Annotated in this window: 11 protein-coding genes; 7 read left to right on the top strand and 4 right to left on the bottom strand. The window is 58.8% G+C overall.

The features are described 5' to 3' along the window. Positions 1-48 precede the first annotated feature (48 nt). Positions 49-2,715, top strand: a complete 2,667-nt coding sequence (locus tag H8B15_RS10210; RefSeq protein WP_216859126.1) for an MGH1-like glycoside hydrolase domain-containing protein — start codon at positions 49-51, stop codon at positions 2,713-2,715. A 245-nt stretch (positions 2,716-2,960) separates the two neighbouring features. Here the strand turns inward: H8B15_RS10210 and H8B15_RS10205 are convergent, their stop codons facing one another. Next, complete coding sequence (locus tag H8B15_RS10205) at positions 2,961-3,626, bottom strand: hypothetical protein (protein WP_187319584.1); 666 nt, start codon at positions 3,624-3,626, stop codon at positions 2,961-2,963. Positions 3,627-3,964: 338 nt separating this feature from the next. On the opposite strand from H8B15_RS10205, the gene H8B15_RS10200 reads away from it, so the two are divergent. The 6 genes from H8B15_RS10200 (at position 3,965) to H8B15_RS10175 (ending at position 11,903) form a co-directional block, all read left to right on the top strand. After that, positions 3,965-4,609, top strand: coding sequence for a (2Fe-2S)-binding protein (locus tag H8B15_RS10200; RefSeq protein WP_187319583.1), 645 nt, complete (start codon positions 3,965-3,967; stop codon positions 4,607-4,609). 165 nt (positions 4,610-4,774) lie between these two features. Further along, entirely contained in the window at positions 4,775-5,764 is a 990-nt protein-coding gene (locus H8B15_RS10195; protein WP_187319582.1) for an FAD binding domain-containing protein, read from the top strand. A 217-nt stretch (positions 5,765-5,981) separates the two neighbouring features. Beyond that, a complete protein-coding gene (locus H8B15_RS10190) occupies positions 5,982-8,357 on the top strand; it encodes a xanthine dehydrogenase family protein molybdopterin-binding subunit (RefSeq protein WP_187319581.1) in 2,376 nt (791 codons plus the stop codon). Positions 8,358-8,504: 147 nt separating this feature from the next. Further along, positions 8,505-9,701, top strand: coding sequence for an XdhC family protein (locus H8B15_RS10185; protein WP_187319580.1), 1,197 nt, complete (start codon positions 8,505-8,507; stop codon positions 9,699-9,701). 23 nt (positions 9,702-9,724) lie between these two features. Beyond that, positions 9,725-10,351, top strand: coding sequence for a nucleotidyltransferase family protein (locus H8B15_RS10180; protein ID WP_216859125.1), 627 nt, complete (start codon positions 9,725-9,727; stop codon positions 10,349-10,351). Between the two features lie 106 nt (positions 10,352-10,457). Continuing rightward, positions 10,458-11,903: an MFS transporter gene (locus tag H8B15_RS10175; protein WP_187319579.1), complete on the top strand. Its 1,446-nt coding sequence runs from the start codon at positions 10,458-10,460 to the stop codon at positions 11,901-11,903. A gap of 230 nt (positions 11,904-12,133) precedes the next feature. Here H8B15_RS10175 and fucP read toward each other — a convergent pair whose 3' ends face one another. From fucP to H8B15_RS10160, 3 genes are all read right to left on the bottom strand, one after another. After that, positions 12,134-13,435 carry an L-fucose:H+ symporter permease gene (fucP, locus tag H8B15_RS10170; RefSeq protein WP_187319578.1) on the bottom strand — a complete coding sequence of 434 codons (1,302 nt, stop codon included), beginning with the start codon at positions 13,433-13,435 and terminating at the stop codon, positions 12,134-12,136. Positions 13,436-13,639: 204 nt separating this feature from the next. Next, a complete protein-coding gene (locus H8B15_RS10165; protein WP_187319577.1) occupies positions 13,640-14,656 on the bottom strand; it encodes a zinc-binding alcohol dehydrogenase family protein in 1,017 nt (338 codons plus the stop codon). 169 nt (positions 14,657-14,825) lie between these two features. Beyond that, a complete protein-coding gene (locus H8B15_RS10160; protein WP_187319576.1) occupies positions 14,826-15,614 on the bottom strand; it encodes an L-fucose dehydrogenase in 789 nt (262 codons plus the stop codon). Positions 15,615-15,835: the final 221 nt, after the last annotated feature.

Here is a 15,835-nt window from a genome sequence, read left to right as displayed (position 1 = left end):
ATAGTGAAGAGGGAAGCAGGCATCCGCAAAATCGGTAATTGAAACCGTATGACCACCACAGAAGAAAGCCCCGAACACCACCGGCTGGCGCAGACTGACGACCCCGCAACGCCTTGGCGGCGCTTTGGTCCCTACCTCTCGGAGCGGCAGTGGGGTACGGTGCGCGAGGATTACAGCCCCGACGGCAACGCCTGGAACTACATCACCCACGACATGGCCCGCAGTAAGGCCTACCGGTGGGGCGAAGACGGCATTGGCGGCATCTGCGACGATGACCAACTGCTGTGCCTATCAGTGGCGCTTTGGAATGGGCAAGACCCCATTCTGAAAGAGCGGCTGTTTGGGCTGAGCGGCCCTGAGGGCAACCACGGCGAGGACGTAAAGGAATTGTATTACTACCTCGATAATACGCCCACGCACTCTTACATGCAGATGCTGTACAAGTATCCGCAACGCACGTTTCCGTATGAGTGGCTGGTGCAGGAAAATGCGCGGCGGGGGCGCCACAAGCCGGAATTTGAGCTGCTGGATACGGCTATCTTCAAGGAAAACCGGTACTTCGACGTCTTCATTGAGTACGCCAAAGCGGGGCCAGAGGACATGCTGCTTCAGTTGAAAGTATGCAATCGTGGCCCCGAGGAAGCTACCGTGCAGGTGCTTCCCCAGTTATGGTTTCGGAATACGTGGGCATGGGGGCGCGACGACTACCGCCCGCAGTTGCGTGTAGCCGAAGCAGGAGGGAGCATTGCCATCGACCACCAGGAGCTGGGCGAGCGACGCCTCTACTACGATGGTGAGCCCGAATTGCTGTTCTGCGACAACGAAACCAACACCCAGCGCCTCTACAATGCCCCTTCCAACGCGCAGTATTTCAAAGACGGCATCAACGATTATGTGGTGTATGGGCATAACCAAGCCGTTAACCCGGCACGCTATGGCACCAAGGCGGCCGTGCGCTACTCCCTGACCATTCCGGCCGGCGAGGAACGCGTGGTGCGCCTACGTTTGGCAGCGCCTAACGTAGACGAGCCCTTCTCGGAGTTCGACCAGCTGGTGCAGCAGCGCAGCGAAGAAGCCGATAGATATTACGAGATAGTGCAGCGCGATATGCGCAGCGACGACGCCCGCAACATCCAACGGCAGGCGTATGCGGGCATGCTCTGGAGCAAGCAGTTTTACTATTATAACGTGCGTCAGTGGCTGGATGGTGACCCGGCCCTACCCCCACCGCCGCCCCAGCGCAAGCAGGGCCGCAACCACAACTGGACCACCCTCAACAATGCCGACATCATCTCAATGCCCGATACCTGGGAATACCCCTGGTATGCCTCCTGGGATTTGGCGTTTCACTGCCTGCCATTGGCGGTGCTGGATGCGGAGTTTGCCAAGCAGCAGCTGCGCTTGCTCACCCGCGACTGGTACATGCAGCCCAACGGCCAGCTGCCCGCCTACGAATGGAAGTTTGAGGACGTGAATCCGCCCGTGCACGCCTGGGCCACGTGGCGCGTGTACAAAATCGACCAGAAAAACCGGCGCGGCAAAGGCGATACAAAATTCTTAGAATCAGTATTTCACCGCCTGCTACTCAACTTCACCTGGTGGGTGAACCGCAAAGACGCCGAAAACCGCAACGTGTTTGAGGGCGGCTTCCTGGGGCTGGATAACATTGGTGTGTTCGACCGCAGTGCCGATTTGCCGAAGGGCGTGTTCATTGAGCAGGCCGACGGCACCAGTTGGATGGCCATGTTTGCCCTGGATATGATGCGCATTGCCCTGGAGCTGGCCCGCACCAATCCCGTGTATCAGGACATGGCCAGCAAGTTCTTCGAGCACTTCCTCTACATAGCCGAGGCCATGACCAAGGTAGGGGGTGGCTATTCGCTTTGGGATGAGGAGGACGAGTTCTATTACGACGTGCTGAACTCGCCCGACCGTGGCCGCCAGATGCTGAAGGTGCGCTCCATGGTAGGGCTGATTCCGCTGTTTGCTGTGGAGGTGCTCAACGATGATATGTTGGAGAAACTGCCCCGCTTTAAGGAGCGCATGGACTGGTTTCTGACCCACCGCCCCGATCTGGCCAAGCTGGTGTCGCACTGGCAGCAACCGGGGGAAGGTGCTACCCGCCTACTGTCCCTGCTGCGTGGCCACCGCGTAAAGCGGCTGTTGGCCCGCATGTTGGATACAGCGGAGTTCCTTTCGGAGTACGGCGTACGCGCGCTCTCGCGCTACCACCTAGAGCACCCCTACGTGTATAAGGCGGAGGATAAGAGCTTTACCGTGAGCTATGAGCCAGGCGAGTCGCAGTCAGACCTGTTTGGGGGCAATAGCAACTGGCGCGGCCCCATCTGGTTTCCCGTCAACTTTCTGATTATCGAGTCGTTGCAGCGGTTTCATCACTATTACGGCGACGATTTTGTGGTGGAATACCCCACGGGTTCCAACCAGTATGTGTCGCTGCTGGCTGTGGCCGATGCCCTCACGGAGCGACTGAGCAATCTGTTTCTGCGTGACGCGGAGGGTAGGCGACCAGCTATGGGCAACAACGAGCAACTGCAAACGGACCCCCATTTCCGCGACTACCTGCTGTTTCACGAGTATTTCAACGGTGATACGGGCAGCGGCCTCGGCGCCAGCCACCAAACCGGCTGGACCGGTCTGATTGCCAAGCTACTACAGCCCCGCCGCCAAGACAAACACCCGGCTGAGGAGTTGTGAGATGGTGAGATGGTGAGATGGTGAGTTGTGAGTGGTGAGTAGAAAGCGTCTGTCATCCTCTATCTGTCGTCCGCTTGCGAAGGACCTTCTCACGTGTGAACGACAAGCGTAACAACGACTTGTGCTAGCGTAATAAGATCCTTCGCAAGCGGACGCCAGATAGGGGATGACAGTCGTATTCTTTACTCACTACTCACTACTCACTACTCACTACTCACCATCTCACCATCTCACCATCTCACCACCTACTGCCGCCGCAGGGTAGGCACGTTGTGCCACGCGCTTTGCTGCGGCTGAGTGCCGCCGTACACCTGCGCTTTGTCTGCATCCTGACTGCGGCCGATGAGCACAGCAAAGCCCTGTTGCTGAGGCGCAGTAGCCTGAAACTCGTAGCCGCTGTAGGGTAGGCCCGTTTCGCTGTCCTTTGGAATTTCGATGTCTGCGAAGAAGCTCGGATTAAGGTCCGCCAAGCCGGTTTGACGGCTCAATAGCTTGCTGCCCTGACGCGCTTCTGCCACATAGTGCACCGTGGAGTAGTTACGGCGCGTGAGCGTGAGCCGATACGTACGGCCCTTATCGGTGGCAGCATATACCACTGGTGCGTTGGCAGGCAACTCGGCCACCGGAAACGCCACGGAGTCGGTGGGGCTGAGCAGGAGCCAGCCGCCGTGCACATCGAAGCTGGTTTCGGCTTTGTTGGCTTCCTGAAAGCTACGAATGAACTGGGGTGAGAAATGCGTGGTATCCAGTTGTGCCAGGCGGCGTGGCTTAGGTCGGGCGGCGGGCCGGGTAGGGGCCACTACCTCGGCGCTGACCTGCGGGCTGTCTTGCTCCAGGTTTTTGTTGCTGGTACAAGCGGCGGCCAGCAGAAAAGTAGTCAAACCAAAGAAACGCAGGAAAGAAGTAGGCATAGACAAAAGGAAGGGCAAGCAACTGAGAGATAGAGGGGTAGAACACTGCAACCCACCGACTGCTCAGGCAAAAGCAAATCTGGCCGACAAAGATACCAGTTGCTAACCACCAATAAAGGGATAGATATCTAATTGCCTGCAACCAACTTTTCGGCATAGCCGTAGACCAGAGGCTGCTTGCTTTTTAAATATAAAATATTGTGAATCTGTTAATTAAGAAAGATTCTAAGTAAGCGACTACCAAACAAACGCATTTCAGCAACAGTTGTAGGATATGCCAACGCTACCTGCTGAGCGTAGCTCCCTCCACCCAATTTCTCATTAAACTTTTCTTTCTGATGTATAACGATTCTCCGGCCGACCAGAGCGGCACCAACCCCGGAGTTACGCCCAACGATGGCTCGCGGCGGAATTTCATGAAGCAGGCCGGGGGTATCCTAGGTCTGGTGATGGCGCCGCCCTTCATCAGCCAGGCCGAACGCCTCACGGCCCTCTCCAAAAAGGTAGCGGGCGTGTCGCCGGTGCAGCTGAAAGTGAACGGCACCGTGCGCACGCTGCAACTAGAGCCCCGCGTGAGCCTGCTGGACGCCCTGCGTGAGTACATGGGCCTCACCGGCAGCAAGAAAGGCTGCGACCATGGCCAATGCGGCGCCTGCACCGTGCACGTAGACGGCCGCCGCATTGTAAGCTGCCTCAGCCTGGCCGTGATGAACCAGGGCAAGGAAATAACCACCATCGAGGGCCTGGCCCAGGGCGACAACCTGCACCCCATGCAGGAAGCCTTCCTCAAGCACGACGGATTCCAGTGCGGGTACTGCACGCCGGGCCAGATCATGTCGGGCGTGGCCTGCGTGAAAGAAGGCCACGCCGGCTCCGAGGCCGAAGTGCGGGAGTGGATGAGCGGCAACCTGTGCCGGTGCAGCGCCTACCCCAACATCACGGCGGCCATTCTGGAAGCGAAAGGTGAGATGGCGAAATCGTGAGATGGTGAGTAAGGCATTGTTGCTGTGAACAATACAGTGTCAAATGTCTGCTGCACGAATGAATTCGCAGCCTCATCCTCCCTTCACCAACAGTTTCTGATGGCGCTGATTGTGCCGTCTGAACGACAAAACTCACCATTTCACTACCTCACCATCTCACCGCTCATGCATAACTTTTCCTACCTCCAGGCCACCAAGGCCAAAGAAGCCACCGGGGCCAAGCGCGACGATAAATCGTCGGCGTTTATTGCCGGGGGCACCACCCTCATCGACCTGATGAAGCTGAACGTGGAAAACCACGACCAGCTGATTGATGTGAACATGCTGCCCTTCAAGGGCATCGAACAAAGCAACGACGGCCTACGCATTGGCGCCCTGGAGCGCATGAGCGACGTGGGCGAGCACAAGCTGGTGATGGAGCAGTACCCGGCCATTTCACAGTCGTTGCTGCTGGCGGCGTCGGCGCAGCTGCGCAATATGGCCAGCATCGGCGGCAACGTGTTGCAACGCACCCGCTGCCCCTACTTCCGCGACACGGCCTTTCCGTGCAACAAGCGCGAGCCCGGCACCGGCTGCCCTGCCAAAGAAGGCGACAACCGTAACCTGGCCATCCTGGGCACTTCCGATGCCTGCATTGCCACCAGTTACCCCGGCGACTTGTCGGTGGCCCTCATTGCCCTGGATGCTGTGCTGACATTGGAAAACGCCAAGGGCAAACAGCGCCGCGTGCCCATCACTGAGTTTTACCGCCTACCCGGCAAAACGCCCCACATCGAAAACGTGTTGGAGCCCGACGAGTTGATTGTAGCCGTGACGGTGCCTAAGGCCGAGCACGCCCGCAACTCGCTGTACCTGAAGAACCGCGACCGGGCCAGCTACGCCTACGCCTTAACCTCGGCCGCCGTAGGCCTCGATGTGCAGGGCGGTACCATCCGCTCGGCGCGGGTGGCACTGGGCGGGGTAGGGGCCCAGCCCTGGCGCTCGAAAGAGGCCGAGCAGATGCTAGTAGGCAAGCCCGCCAACGAGGCTACTTTCCGGGCTGCTGCTGCCGCAGCGGTGCGCGGTGCGCAGCCCTACGAGCACAATGCTTTCAAGATAGACATGGTGCAGAACACGCTGGTGCGCGCCCTCATGGAGGTAGCCGCCAAGGGGTAGAAAGCCTGATTAGATTACCGCAGAACGTCATTTCGACCATGTTGCGCATTAAGCAAAGAGGAGAAATCTCGCTTGCTGATGAAAGAACGTCATTCCGAACTTGTCGAGGAATCTCGCTCGTGAGTAATTCTAATCATCAGTAAGTTACCGATAGACGCGAAATGATAACCACACATCAGCAACGATAAACGGGTGCCTGCAAGGCGCCTCTACCGATATGGAAACCAATTTCTTTGAACCTACCCTGCCGCCCACCAATGTAGTAGGCAAGCCCATGGACCGCGTAGATGGTCGGGCAAAGGTGATGGGCGCCGCCCGCTACTCGGCTGAGTATCCGGTGAACGGCCTGGTGCACGGCGTGCTGAAAACCAGCGATATAGCCAAGGGTAAAATAACCAGCATCGATACCGCGGCGGCGGCCAAAGAGCCCGGCGTTATCAGCATTTTCACGTACCAGAATATTCCGAAGCCAGCCAAAGTGCCCAGCACTCTGAAGGAGGAAAAGAAGTGGCAGGCGGCCCAGTCCTACCTGCCTATGCAGGACGCTGAGATTCACTACGCCGGCGAGCCGGTGGCGGTGGTCGTGGCCGACACGCTGGAGCGCGCCACCCAGGCGGCGGCCCTCATCAAGGTGTCGTACCAAGTGGAAAAGCCCATCGACTCCTACCATGACCCGAAGGCCGATCTGTTTGACCCGCAGAAGATTCAGAACGGCAAGACCGACGGGCATAAGGTGCGCGGCAACCCCGAGCAAGCCTACGCCAGCGCGGCGGTGAAGCACGAGGCTACCTATGTGCACGCCATCAATCACCACAACCCCATGGAGCCCGCCGCCACCACCGCCGTGTGGGAAGGCAACGACCGGCTGACGGTCTACGAATCGACCCAGAATATCACGATGAGCCAGGGCTCCTTGGCAAATCTATTGGGCATTCCGCGCGACCAGATCCGCATCGTAACGCATCATTTGGGTGGCGGCTTTGGGTGCAAAGGCTCGTTCTGGCCCCATACCATCCTGACGGTATTGGCAGCCCGCGCCGTGAACCGGCCGCTGCGGCTGGTGCTCACGCGCCCCCAGATGTATACCTCGGTAGGCCACCGCGAGGACCAGGAGCAGACCCTGAAAATAGGGGCTACCCAGGAAGGGAAACTGGTAGCGATGATGCACGAGAAAAAATCGACCACTTCGCCCTGGGACAACTACGCCGAGTCGAACAGCAAGGTGGTGAACATGCTGTATGCGTGCCCGAACTTCTCGGCCCGCTACGAGCTGGCCCGCGCCAACGTGATGACTTCGGTATGGATGCGCGCCCCTGGCGAAGCGCCTGGCTCGTTTGCGCTCGAAAGCTCCATGGATGATCTGGCCCACCAGCTCAACATGGACCCGCTGCAATTCCGCCTGCTCAACTACGCCGACAAAGACTACAGCGACGACGGTAAGCCCTGGTCGAGCAAGTCCTTGAAAGAGTGTTATGCGCGTGGCGCTGAGTTGTTTGGGTGGAGCAAGCGCAACCCCAAGCCCGGCCAGACCCGCCGCGGCAAAAAGTTGGTGGGCATGGGCATGGCTACGGCCACCTATCCCGTACACAGCAGCCAGGGCACGGCCCGCGTGCGTCTTTTTGCCGATGGCCACGCCGTGGTACAGAGCGGCGCCACCGACCTGGGCACCGGCACCTGGACTGTGATGACGCAGGTAGGCGCCGACGCGCTGGGCCTGCCACCCGAAAAAGTACGCTTCGAGCTGGGCGACACGCGCTTGCCCACGGCTCCTGGCTCGGGCGGCTCGCAGGCGGCCGGCACGGTGTCGTCGTCCATTATGGCCGCAGCCGAAGACCTCTGGAAAAAGGTAATTGACATGGCCGTGGGCGACAAAAAATCACCGCTCTACAAAGCCAAGCCCGCCGACGTGAAGGTGGAGTTAGGCCGCATGTTCCTGAAAAAGAACCCACAAAAAGGCGAAACCCTGGTGGCTGCCCTCTCGCGCAGCGGCATGACCGACATAGAGGGCATGGCGATGGGCAAGTACGGGTCTGGCTATGAGGAAAAGCACTTTGCCGCAGCGGGTGGCGCAGCTGGAAGCCCCGAGGAGCCGGGTGGTAAGAACGAGAAGGGCGAGGGCAAGAAGCCCTCAGGCCATTCCATGCACTCCTTTGGTGCTCACTTTTGCGAGGTGGAGGTAGATCCGGACATGGGTACCATCCGGGTGACGCGCTGGGTAGGCGTGCACGGGGTAGGGCAGGTGCTCAACCTGAAAACAGCCACCAGCCAGCTCTACGGAGGTGCCATTTTTGGCATTGGCTCGGCGCTCATGGAAGAAACCTTCCGCGACCCCAACTACGCCCGCTACACCAACCACAACCTCGCCGAGTACCACATCCCCGTCAACGCCGACATTCCCGATATGCAAATTGAGTTTGTGCCGGAAAAAGACCCCTACATCAACGCCCTGGGCGTGAAGGGTATCGGAGAAATTGGGATTGTGGGCGTAGCCGCGGCTGTGGCCAACGCCGTATACAATGCCACCGGCAAGCGCCTGCGCAGCCTCCCCATGACGCCCGACAAAATGCTGGAAGCCCTGCGCACCTCGGCGTAGGGGCGCGTTGCACGCGCCCATCGTTGCTCGTCATTTCGACCAGCGGGAGAAATCTCGCGTGCTGACGAAAGATACTATCTCACATCAGCACGCGAGATGCTTCGGCAAGCTCAGCATGACGTTCTGTTAAGTATTACCATCACTCCCATGACCGAACTCCAACGCCTGCTTATTGCCTACGACGCGCATCGCGCAGCGGGCCGGCCGTGCGCGCTGGCTACGGTGGTCGACCTGGCCGGCTCGGCCTACCGCCGGCCGGGCGCCCGTATGCTGGTAACCGCCGACGGCCAGCTGACCGGCGCCATCAGCGGCGGCTGCCTGGAAGGCGACGCCCGCCGCCGCGCCCGGCAGTGCATTCAGCGCCAGCAACCCACCGTCGTCACCTACGACTCTACCGACCCCGACGATGATTTGCAATTTGGCTCGGCGCTGGGCTGCCAGGGCATTGTGCAGATTTTGCTGGAGCCCCTGGCTTTCGACGATGCCCGCAACCCGTTGGAACTGCTGCGCACGTGGTGGGAAGGGGTAGAGGAGCCGGCTGTAGTCGCCACCGTATTCCACTTGGATGGCCCTTCTACGGCGCCAGCTATGGTAGGGGAGCGGCTGCTGGTCACGGCCAGCGGCGCAGTACAAGGCAGCCTGCCTACCCACTCGGCGCTGTACGAGCGTATCCTGACCGACGCCCGCCAAGCCTTAGCCGACAACCAGCCCGCTACCCGCAGCTACCCTTCCGAGGTAGGGCAGGTGCGCGTGAGCCTGGAGCTGCTGCGGCCGCCCGTGCGCCTCACCATTTTTGGTGCCGGCAACGACGTGAAACCAGTGGTGCGTATGGCCGCTACCCTGGGCTGGCGTGTGCGCGTGGTAGACGGCCGCCCCGGCCTGGCGCAGGCCACACGCTTCCCCGAGGCCGAAGCGGTGCGCGTGGTGCCGGTAGACCAGGTACCTACCCTGCCGCAGGACGGCAGCTTCGCCCTGCTCATGACCCACAACTACTATTACGATCTGGCCGCCCTGCGTCATTTGCTGAATGCGCCCGCGCCATACATCGGCCTGCTGGGACCCCGCAAAAAATACCTGCGCTTACTCGAAGAACTGGAAAAAGACGTGCCCGATGCTGCCCAGCGCCTGCAACAACGCCTGCACAGCCCCATCGGCCTGAATCTGGGCAGCGAAACGCCCGAGGAAATTGCCCTGTCCATTGTGGCCGAAATACAGGCGGTGCTGTCGGGCCGGCCGGCCGGATTCCTGCGCGATTCGCCGCACCCCATTCACCCCCGCATTGCTTCCGATGGGGAACTGGCCGCCAGCGCGGCCGTGTCGGCGGTGTGTGAATTGGGAGGGTAGGGGGCTTGGCTATCTATACGCACGTGTTAGAAAACCAAGATTCTTCGCTGCCTGTAGTGGGCGTGCTGCTGCTGGCAGCTGGCTCATCGTCGCGCTTGGGTAGGCCGAAGCAACTGCTCCCATACGAGGGGCAAAGCCTTTTGCGCCGAGCCGCTACTACAGCCGTAGAAGCAGTGCTGGGGCCGGTAGTGGTGGTAACGGGCGCCTTACACGCAGAGCTACTGCCGGAGCTAACGGGCTTGCCTGTGCGAGTAGTCCATTGCCCTACCTGGCAAGCGGGCATGGGTGCCTCGCTGAAAACGGGTTTAGCGCAACTGCAACTGCAACAGCATCAGCCAGCACCCACCAGCATCCTCGTGCTGCTCTGCGACCAGCCTCATATCACGCCTACCCTGCTGCGGCAGCTGGTGGTAGTGCAGCTGGCTACCCAGCAGCCCATTGTGGCAACAGAGTACAATTCAGTACGCGGCGTGCCAGTGCTGTTCGCGGAAAGCGTGCTACCGTTGCTGCAAGCCCTACCCGACGCGGCCGGCGCCCAGCAGCTACTGCGCCAGCACCCGGAGTGGGTGGCCACCGTACCGTTTCCGGCCGGGGCAATTGATGTGGACACAGAGGCGCATTATGCGGCGCTGGTGGGCAGTAAGGAGTAGCAGATCGGGATATTGTAAGTTTGAGCCAACGATAACAACCGGGCAGCCGGAATCCCGTTATCTTGCCCGAACCTATCGCAAATTCCCTCCCTAATCCCATGACTGCATGAGTGCTACCGCTACCCCTGCCCCCGACGCGGGCTTTCAGAGCGTACCTAAAGACGACAAGCGCATCACCCGCGGCTGGACGTTCTACGACTGGGCCAACTCGGTGTATCCGCTGGTTATTACCTCGTCTATCTTTCCCATCTACTGGGGTTCAATGGTAAAGGAGGTAACTAAGACAGATAGCGGCAAAACCCCTGTCGAGTTTCTGGGCTTGCATATTCCGGGTACATCTTTGCAAAATTATTCTATATCAGCGGCCTTTCTAATCATCGCGCTCATTAGCCCGCTACTAACGTCACTAGCCGACTTTTCGGGGCGAAAAAAGCTGTTCTTACAGATCTTTTGCTACCTCGGGGCTGCTTCCTGCGCAGGGCTATATTTCTTCGAGCCAAACACCTTTACCATCAGTGTCTTCGTTTTTATACTGGCTACTATAGGGTTTTCGGGCTCTATTGTGTTTTATAATTCCTACTTGCCCGATATTTCCTCTGAGGAACAATTCGATTCGCTGTCGGCCCGCGGATTTTCTATGGGTTACATTGGGTCGGTGCTGTTGCTGGTGCTGTGCCTAGTGCTGATTCAGGGGCCTACCCTGTCAGGTACGCCGATGTTTGGCTTGAGCCCTGGGGAGGCTACCCGGCTGAGCTTTCTGCTTACAGGTATCTGGTGGGCAGGCTTTGCGCAAATTCCTTTTTTCACCCTACCCCCCGACCCCGGCCGTCGGCCTGGAACTGCCTCCGATGCCGGTTGGCTGCTCAATGGGTTTCGGGAGTTGGGTAAAGTATGGGAAGAAACTAAGCACCAACCTAACCTTAAGCGTTTCCTGCTGGCTTATTTTACCTACAATATGGGGGTGCAAACGGTGATGTACGTGGCTACCTTATTTGGTGATGAAGAGCTGCACTTACCGAGCAAGGATTTAATCATCACTATTCTGCTTTTGCAAATTGTAGGAATTATTGGGGCCTACCTGTTCGCCAAGCTCTCGGAGCGCATTGGCAATACGCGGGCGCTCAGTTGGGCTGTATTCATCTGGATGCTGATCTGTATTGCTGGCTATTTCGTGCAAAAGGGTCCTAGCTTTTTTATTCTGGCTGCTGTCATTGGTCTCACCATGGGCGCCGTGCAAAGTTTATCACGCTCCACATACTCTAAAATTATTCCTGAAAATACGCCTAACTCTGCTGCCTACTTTAGCTTTTTTGATGTGACAGAGAAGGTCGGGATTGTTATCGGTTTGCTGGTATTCGGTGGCATTTCGCAGCTCACGGGCGGTAATATGCGCTACAGCATTCTGGCGCTCATCGTGTTCTTTATCCTGGGGCTGATTTTCCTGCTCCAGCTGCGCGGTAAGAAGCTGCGCGAAGACCCGGCTACTACAGATACCTTCCCCGGTCCGCCACCCGCTACCCCCAACGTAGCCATGCCTGCCAAGGAGCTATAGCCGTACGAACCGCAGTACACAGAAACGAAGAAGGCCGGACCGCGTGTTGCAGTTCGGCCTTCTTGCATCGTAACACCTCCAAAAGCTATTGCAGCGGGGCGAAGGGGGCGCCCTAGGTGTTATGCTCAACCAAGCCAGGATTGTTATCGAGGGTTGATTGGGGTAGGGCAAAAAAGGAATACAGCTTTTCCATCCAGTGAAGGCCTTTCCCATTGCGTCGGTAGCCGGGGCTACACCACCTTCCCCCGCACCCGATACCCGTACTGGCTGAATAGCAGCACGACCAGGAAGCATGCCAGCGGCACCACGTAGCCGGCTTGGGTGTTATCCTGTTGCAGGTCGATGACAGTGCCCATGAGGTAGGGGAGGATGGCGCCGCCCACAATCGACATTACCAGCCAAGAGGAGCCTTGCTTGGTGTCGTCGCCGAGGCTGGCAATGCCCAGGGCAAAGATTGTGGGGAACATGATACTCATGAAGAAGCCCAGCCCGCCCAATGCGTAAATCACGTAGGCGCCGTCGCCGAATACTGCCACGGTGCACAGGGCCACGGCTGCAAGGGCGTAGATGGAGAGCAACCGTGGCGAAGAAACGTACTTCAGCAAAGCTGTGCCGATGAAGCGCCCGCCCATAAATAGGAGTCCATACAAACCGAGATAGTAGCCTGCGGTTTTCTCATCGAGGCCGCCACCCTGCTTGGCCATCCGGATGAAAAAGCTGGTAACGCACACTTGTGCCCCTACATAGAAGAACTGCGCCACTACGGCCCAAGTCAGGTGCCGATGCTTCAGCACAGCAAAGAAACCGCCTTGCGATGGTTCGCTTTCGGCGGCCTTTATTTCGGGTAGGGAGGAGAAGTAAAACAGCACGGCCACCGCCACCAGAATGCAACCCAGCACGAGGTAGGGCATTTTCACGGCTGCCGCTTCGGCGTTCAGGTAGGTTGTGCGGGCCGCATCGGTCATGGCCGCCAGCTGCTCGGGCGTGTATTCTTTGCCCGACAAAATCAGATTAGTACCGATAATGGGCGCTACCAGCGCCGCCAGCCCATTAAACGACGCTGCCAGATTCAGCCGGCTCGTAGCTGATTCCGGTGGCCCCAGCACAGTGGCGTAAGGGTTGGCAGCCGTTTCGAGGATGGTTAGTCCGCAGCCGATAATGAATAGGGCTGTCAGGAACAGGCCATAGGAGCGGGCATCGGCGGCCGGTAGAAACAGAAAGGCGCCCCCCGCAAAGGCCAGTAGCCCTATAATGATGCTGAACTTATACCCTAGCTTCTTCAACAAGACCCCGGCCGGAATAGCCATCAGGAAATACGCCAGAAATACAGCCGTATCCACCAGCGTCGACTGCCGATTATTGAGCTGACACGCCTTTTTCAAGTGCGGAATCAAGATGGAATCGAGGTTATGCGCCATGCCCCACAGAAAGAATAGGCAGATAACCAGGATGAAGGGCAACAGATACGTGCGCTGCTGCGCAGTGCTAGTAGCAGCTGGCGCAGCAGCGGCAGTAGAGGTAGGAAGGGCCATGTGGTGGGGGTAAGGAGGATACTTTAAGTGGATAAACGTTGAGTGTATGCGCGTTATGCATGGCTGATTTTGAAAGTCGTAAGGTTGGGACCTGACGAAAATTATAGTGCCGTGCGCAACGCGCCGCCCCAAACGGCTGCGTTTGGTGCCACTCAACATTTAGGTGGCACTGCATCAACCTAAGATGGTACCAGACGCGGCTGCTTACCCGGCTTCTATCATGGCCTTGATGACGCCCGTATTGGGGTCGAGCCAGCTGGCAAACGCGTCTTTGGCCTGCCCAAACGGCACGCGGTGGGTGATGTAGGTTGCAGGCTTCACCAAACCCTGGTGCATGGCGTGCAGCACGTGTTCAAAATCGGCGCGGGTAGCATTGCGGCTGCTCATGAGTGTGGCTTCGCGCTTATGAAACTCGGGGTGCGAAAAGCTGATATCACCTTTCTGCAAGCCCACCAGCACAAAGCGGCCGCCGTGGGCCAGGTACTGAAACGCGTTGTTGATGGCCCGCAGGCTGCCCGTGGCGTCAATCACCACCGTGGGCATGTCGCCGTGGGTGATGTGGCGGAGCTGCTCGGTCACGTCGGCATCGGCGGCGTTGATGGTATGCGCCACGCCGAGAGCCGAGCGGCAGAAATCCAGGCGCTGCTGGTTGAGGTCGAGGGCAATGACGTGTGCGCCGGCAATGCGGGCAAACTCCATCACGCCCAACCCGATGGGGCCGGCGCCTACCACCAGCACAAACTCGCCGGGCTGCACCACGGCCCGGCGCACGCCGTGCGCCCCAATGGCCAGCGGCTCTACCAGGGCCAGCTCATCGAAGCTGAGGCCGTTGCCGTGCACCAGCGCGGCAGCGGGCACGGCTAGCAGCTCGGTCATGCCGCCATCAAGGTGCACACCGCACACTTGCATCTGCACGCAGCAGTTGGGTAAGCCGCGCCGGCAGGCAATGCACGTGCCGCAGCCGAAATAGGGTATAAACGTAACTGCCTCGCCCAACTGAAAATCGGTGGCGTCGCCGGGGTCTACAATTTCGCCGGCCAGCTCGTGGCCCAGCACGCGGGGGTAGGAAAAGAAGGGCTGGGTGCCTTCAAACGCGTGTAAATCGGTGCCGCAGATGCCAATGCGGCGGATGCGCAGCAGGGCATCGCCGGGCCGCAGGGTAGGAGCGGGGCGGTGCTCGTAGGCGAGCTGGGTAGGGGCGGAGCAGACAAGGGTATTCATAGTTGTGAGTTGCCAGTTGCGAGTGAAAAAGCGTGTGTCATCCTGAGCAGAGCGAAGGACCTTCTCACAGCAGAACGACAGATGTCACAACGACTCGTTCAACCGGCATAAGGTCCTTCGCAAGCGGACGCCAGATGAAGGATGACAGTTTGTATCAACGCACAACGTATCACCCATTAATTAAAGCACGGTCGAGGTGGACGTAGCCGCCGTCTACGTGCACGATCTGGCCGGTGGTGTGGCTGCTGCGCGGCGAGAGCAGGAAGGCGGTGGTGTTGGCAATTTCCTCGGCCGTGGTCATGCGGTTTTCCAGCGGAATCTTGCTGGTGATTTCGTGGAGCTTTTCCTCGGGGTTGGGTAGGGTCTGAATCCAGGTTTCGTAGGCGGGCGTCCAGCACTCGGCCACCACCAGGGCATTCACGCGGATGCCGTATTTCAGCAATTCCACGGCCCACTCGCGAGTGAGGGCGTTGCGGCCGCCGTTGGCCGCGGCGTAGGCGGAAGTGTTGCCCTGGCCGGTTTCGGCGGTTTTGGAGGTGATGTTCAGGATAGCACCCTTCGACTTTTTTAGCTCCGGCAGGGCGTGGTGGGCCAGCAGGTAGTAGTGCACCATGTTGCGGTGCAGGCTGCGCATAAACAGCTCATACGTACCATGTTCCAGGCTCACACCGTCGTTTACGCCGGCGTTGTTCACGAGACCATCGATGCGGCCGAATTGCTCTACCACGGCCTGCACGGCGCGGGCGCACTCGGCCGGGTCCGATAGTTCAGCTACCACCTGGCCGGCCCGCCCACCCGCGGCGGTTACGTCGGCTACCACTTGCTGATTATCGGTTTCGTTGCGCCCGATAATAACCGGAATGGCGCCCTCGGCCGCCAATACCCGCACAATACCCTCGCCGATGCCCTTGGCCCCGCCGCTGACGATAATAACCTGATGTTGAAGTTGTAAATCCATGGGGTGGGATTAATGGACTGTTTGCGTTAATGATGGAACGATGTAGAGACGCATAGTTGCGTCTCGGCGTTGAACGATGGTCGTCGAATAATAAGGTGCAAGGATGCGTCTCTACGCCAGTGGCTTGTTGTGGAACAATATAGGCTATGCGGCGCAGACGATGAGACGCAAGTATGCGTCTCTACATCGTTCCAACAACCTTCTTAGCTAACTCGAATAGC

The sequence above is a fragment of the Hymenobacter citatus genome, from assembly GCF_014333615.1.
In the GTDB taxonomy this organism is placed as follows: Bacteria; Bacteroidota; Bacteroidia; order Cytophagales; family Hymenobacteraceae; genus Hymenobacter; species Hymenobacter citatus.
The sequence above is the reverse complement of the archived record's forward strand: the minus strand, read 5'-3'. Positions and strand labels throughout refer to the sequence as shown.

Coding starts and splice junctions, on each gene's coding strand:
- H8B15_RS10210 (WP_216859126.1), top strand. CDS start 49: ATGACCACCACAGAAGAAAGCCCCGAACACCACCGGCTGGCGCAGACT.
- H8B15_RS10205 (WP_187319584.1), bottom strand. CDS start 3,626: ATGCCTACTTCTTTCCTGCGTTTCTTTGGTTTGACTACTTTTCTGCTG.
- H8B15_RS10200 (WP_187319583.1), top strand. CDS start 3,965: ATGTATAACGATTCTCCGGCCGACCAGAGCGGCACCAACCCCGGAGTT.
- H8B15_RS10195 (WP_187319582.1), top strand. CDS start 4,775: ATGCATAACTTTTCCTACCTCCAGGCCACCAAGGCCAAAGAAGCCACC.
- H8B15_RS10190 (WP_187319581.1), top strand. CDS start 5,982: ATGGAAACCAATTTCTTTGAACCTACCCTGCCGCCCACCAATGTAGTA.
- H8B15_RS10185 (WP_187319580.1), top strand. CDS start 8,505: ATGACCGAACTCCAACGCCTGCTTATTGCCTACGACGCGCATCGCGCA.
- H8B15_RS10175 (WP_187319579.1), top strand. CDS start 10,458: ATGAGTGCTACCGCTACCCCTGCCCCCGACGCGGGCTTTCAGAGCGTA.
- fucP (WP_187319578.1), bottom strand. CDS start 13,435: ATGGCCCTTCCTACCTCTACTGCCGCTGCTGCGCCAGCTGCTACTAGC.
- H8B15_RS10165 (WP_187319577.1), bottom strand. CDS start 14,656: ATGAATACCCTTGTCTGCTCCGCCCCTACCCAGCTCGCCTACGAGCAC.
- H8B15_RS10160 (WP_187319576.1), bottom strand. CDS start 15,614: ATGGATTTACAACTTCAACATCAGGTTATTATCGTCAGCGGCGGGGCC.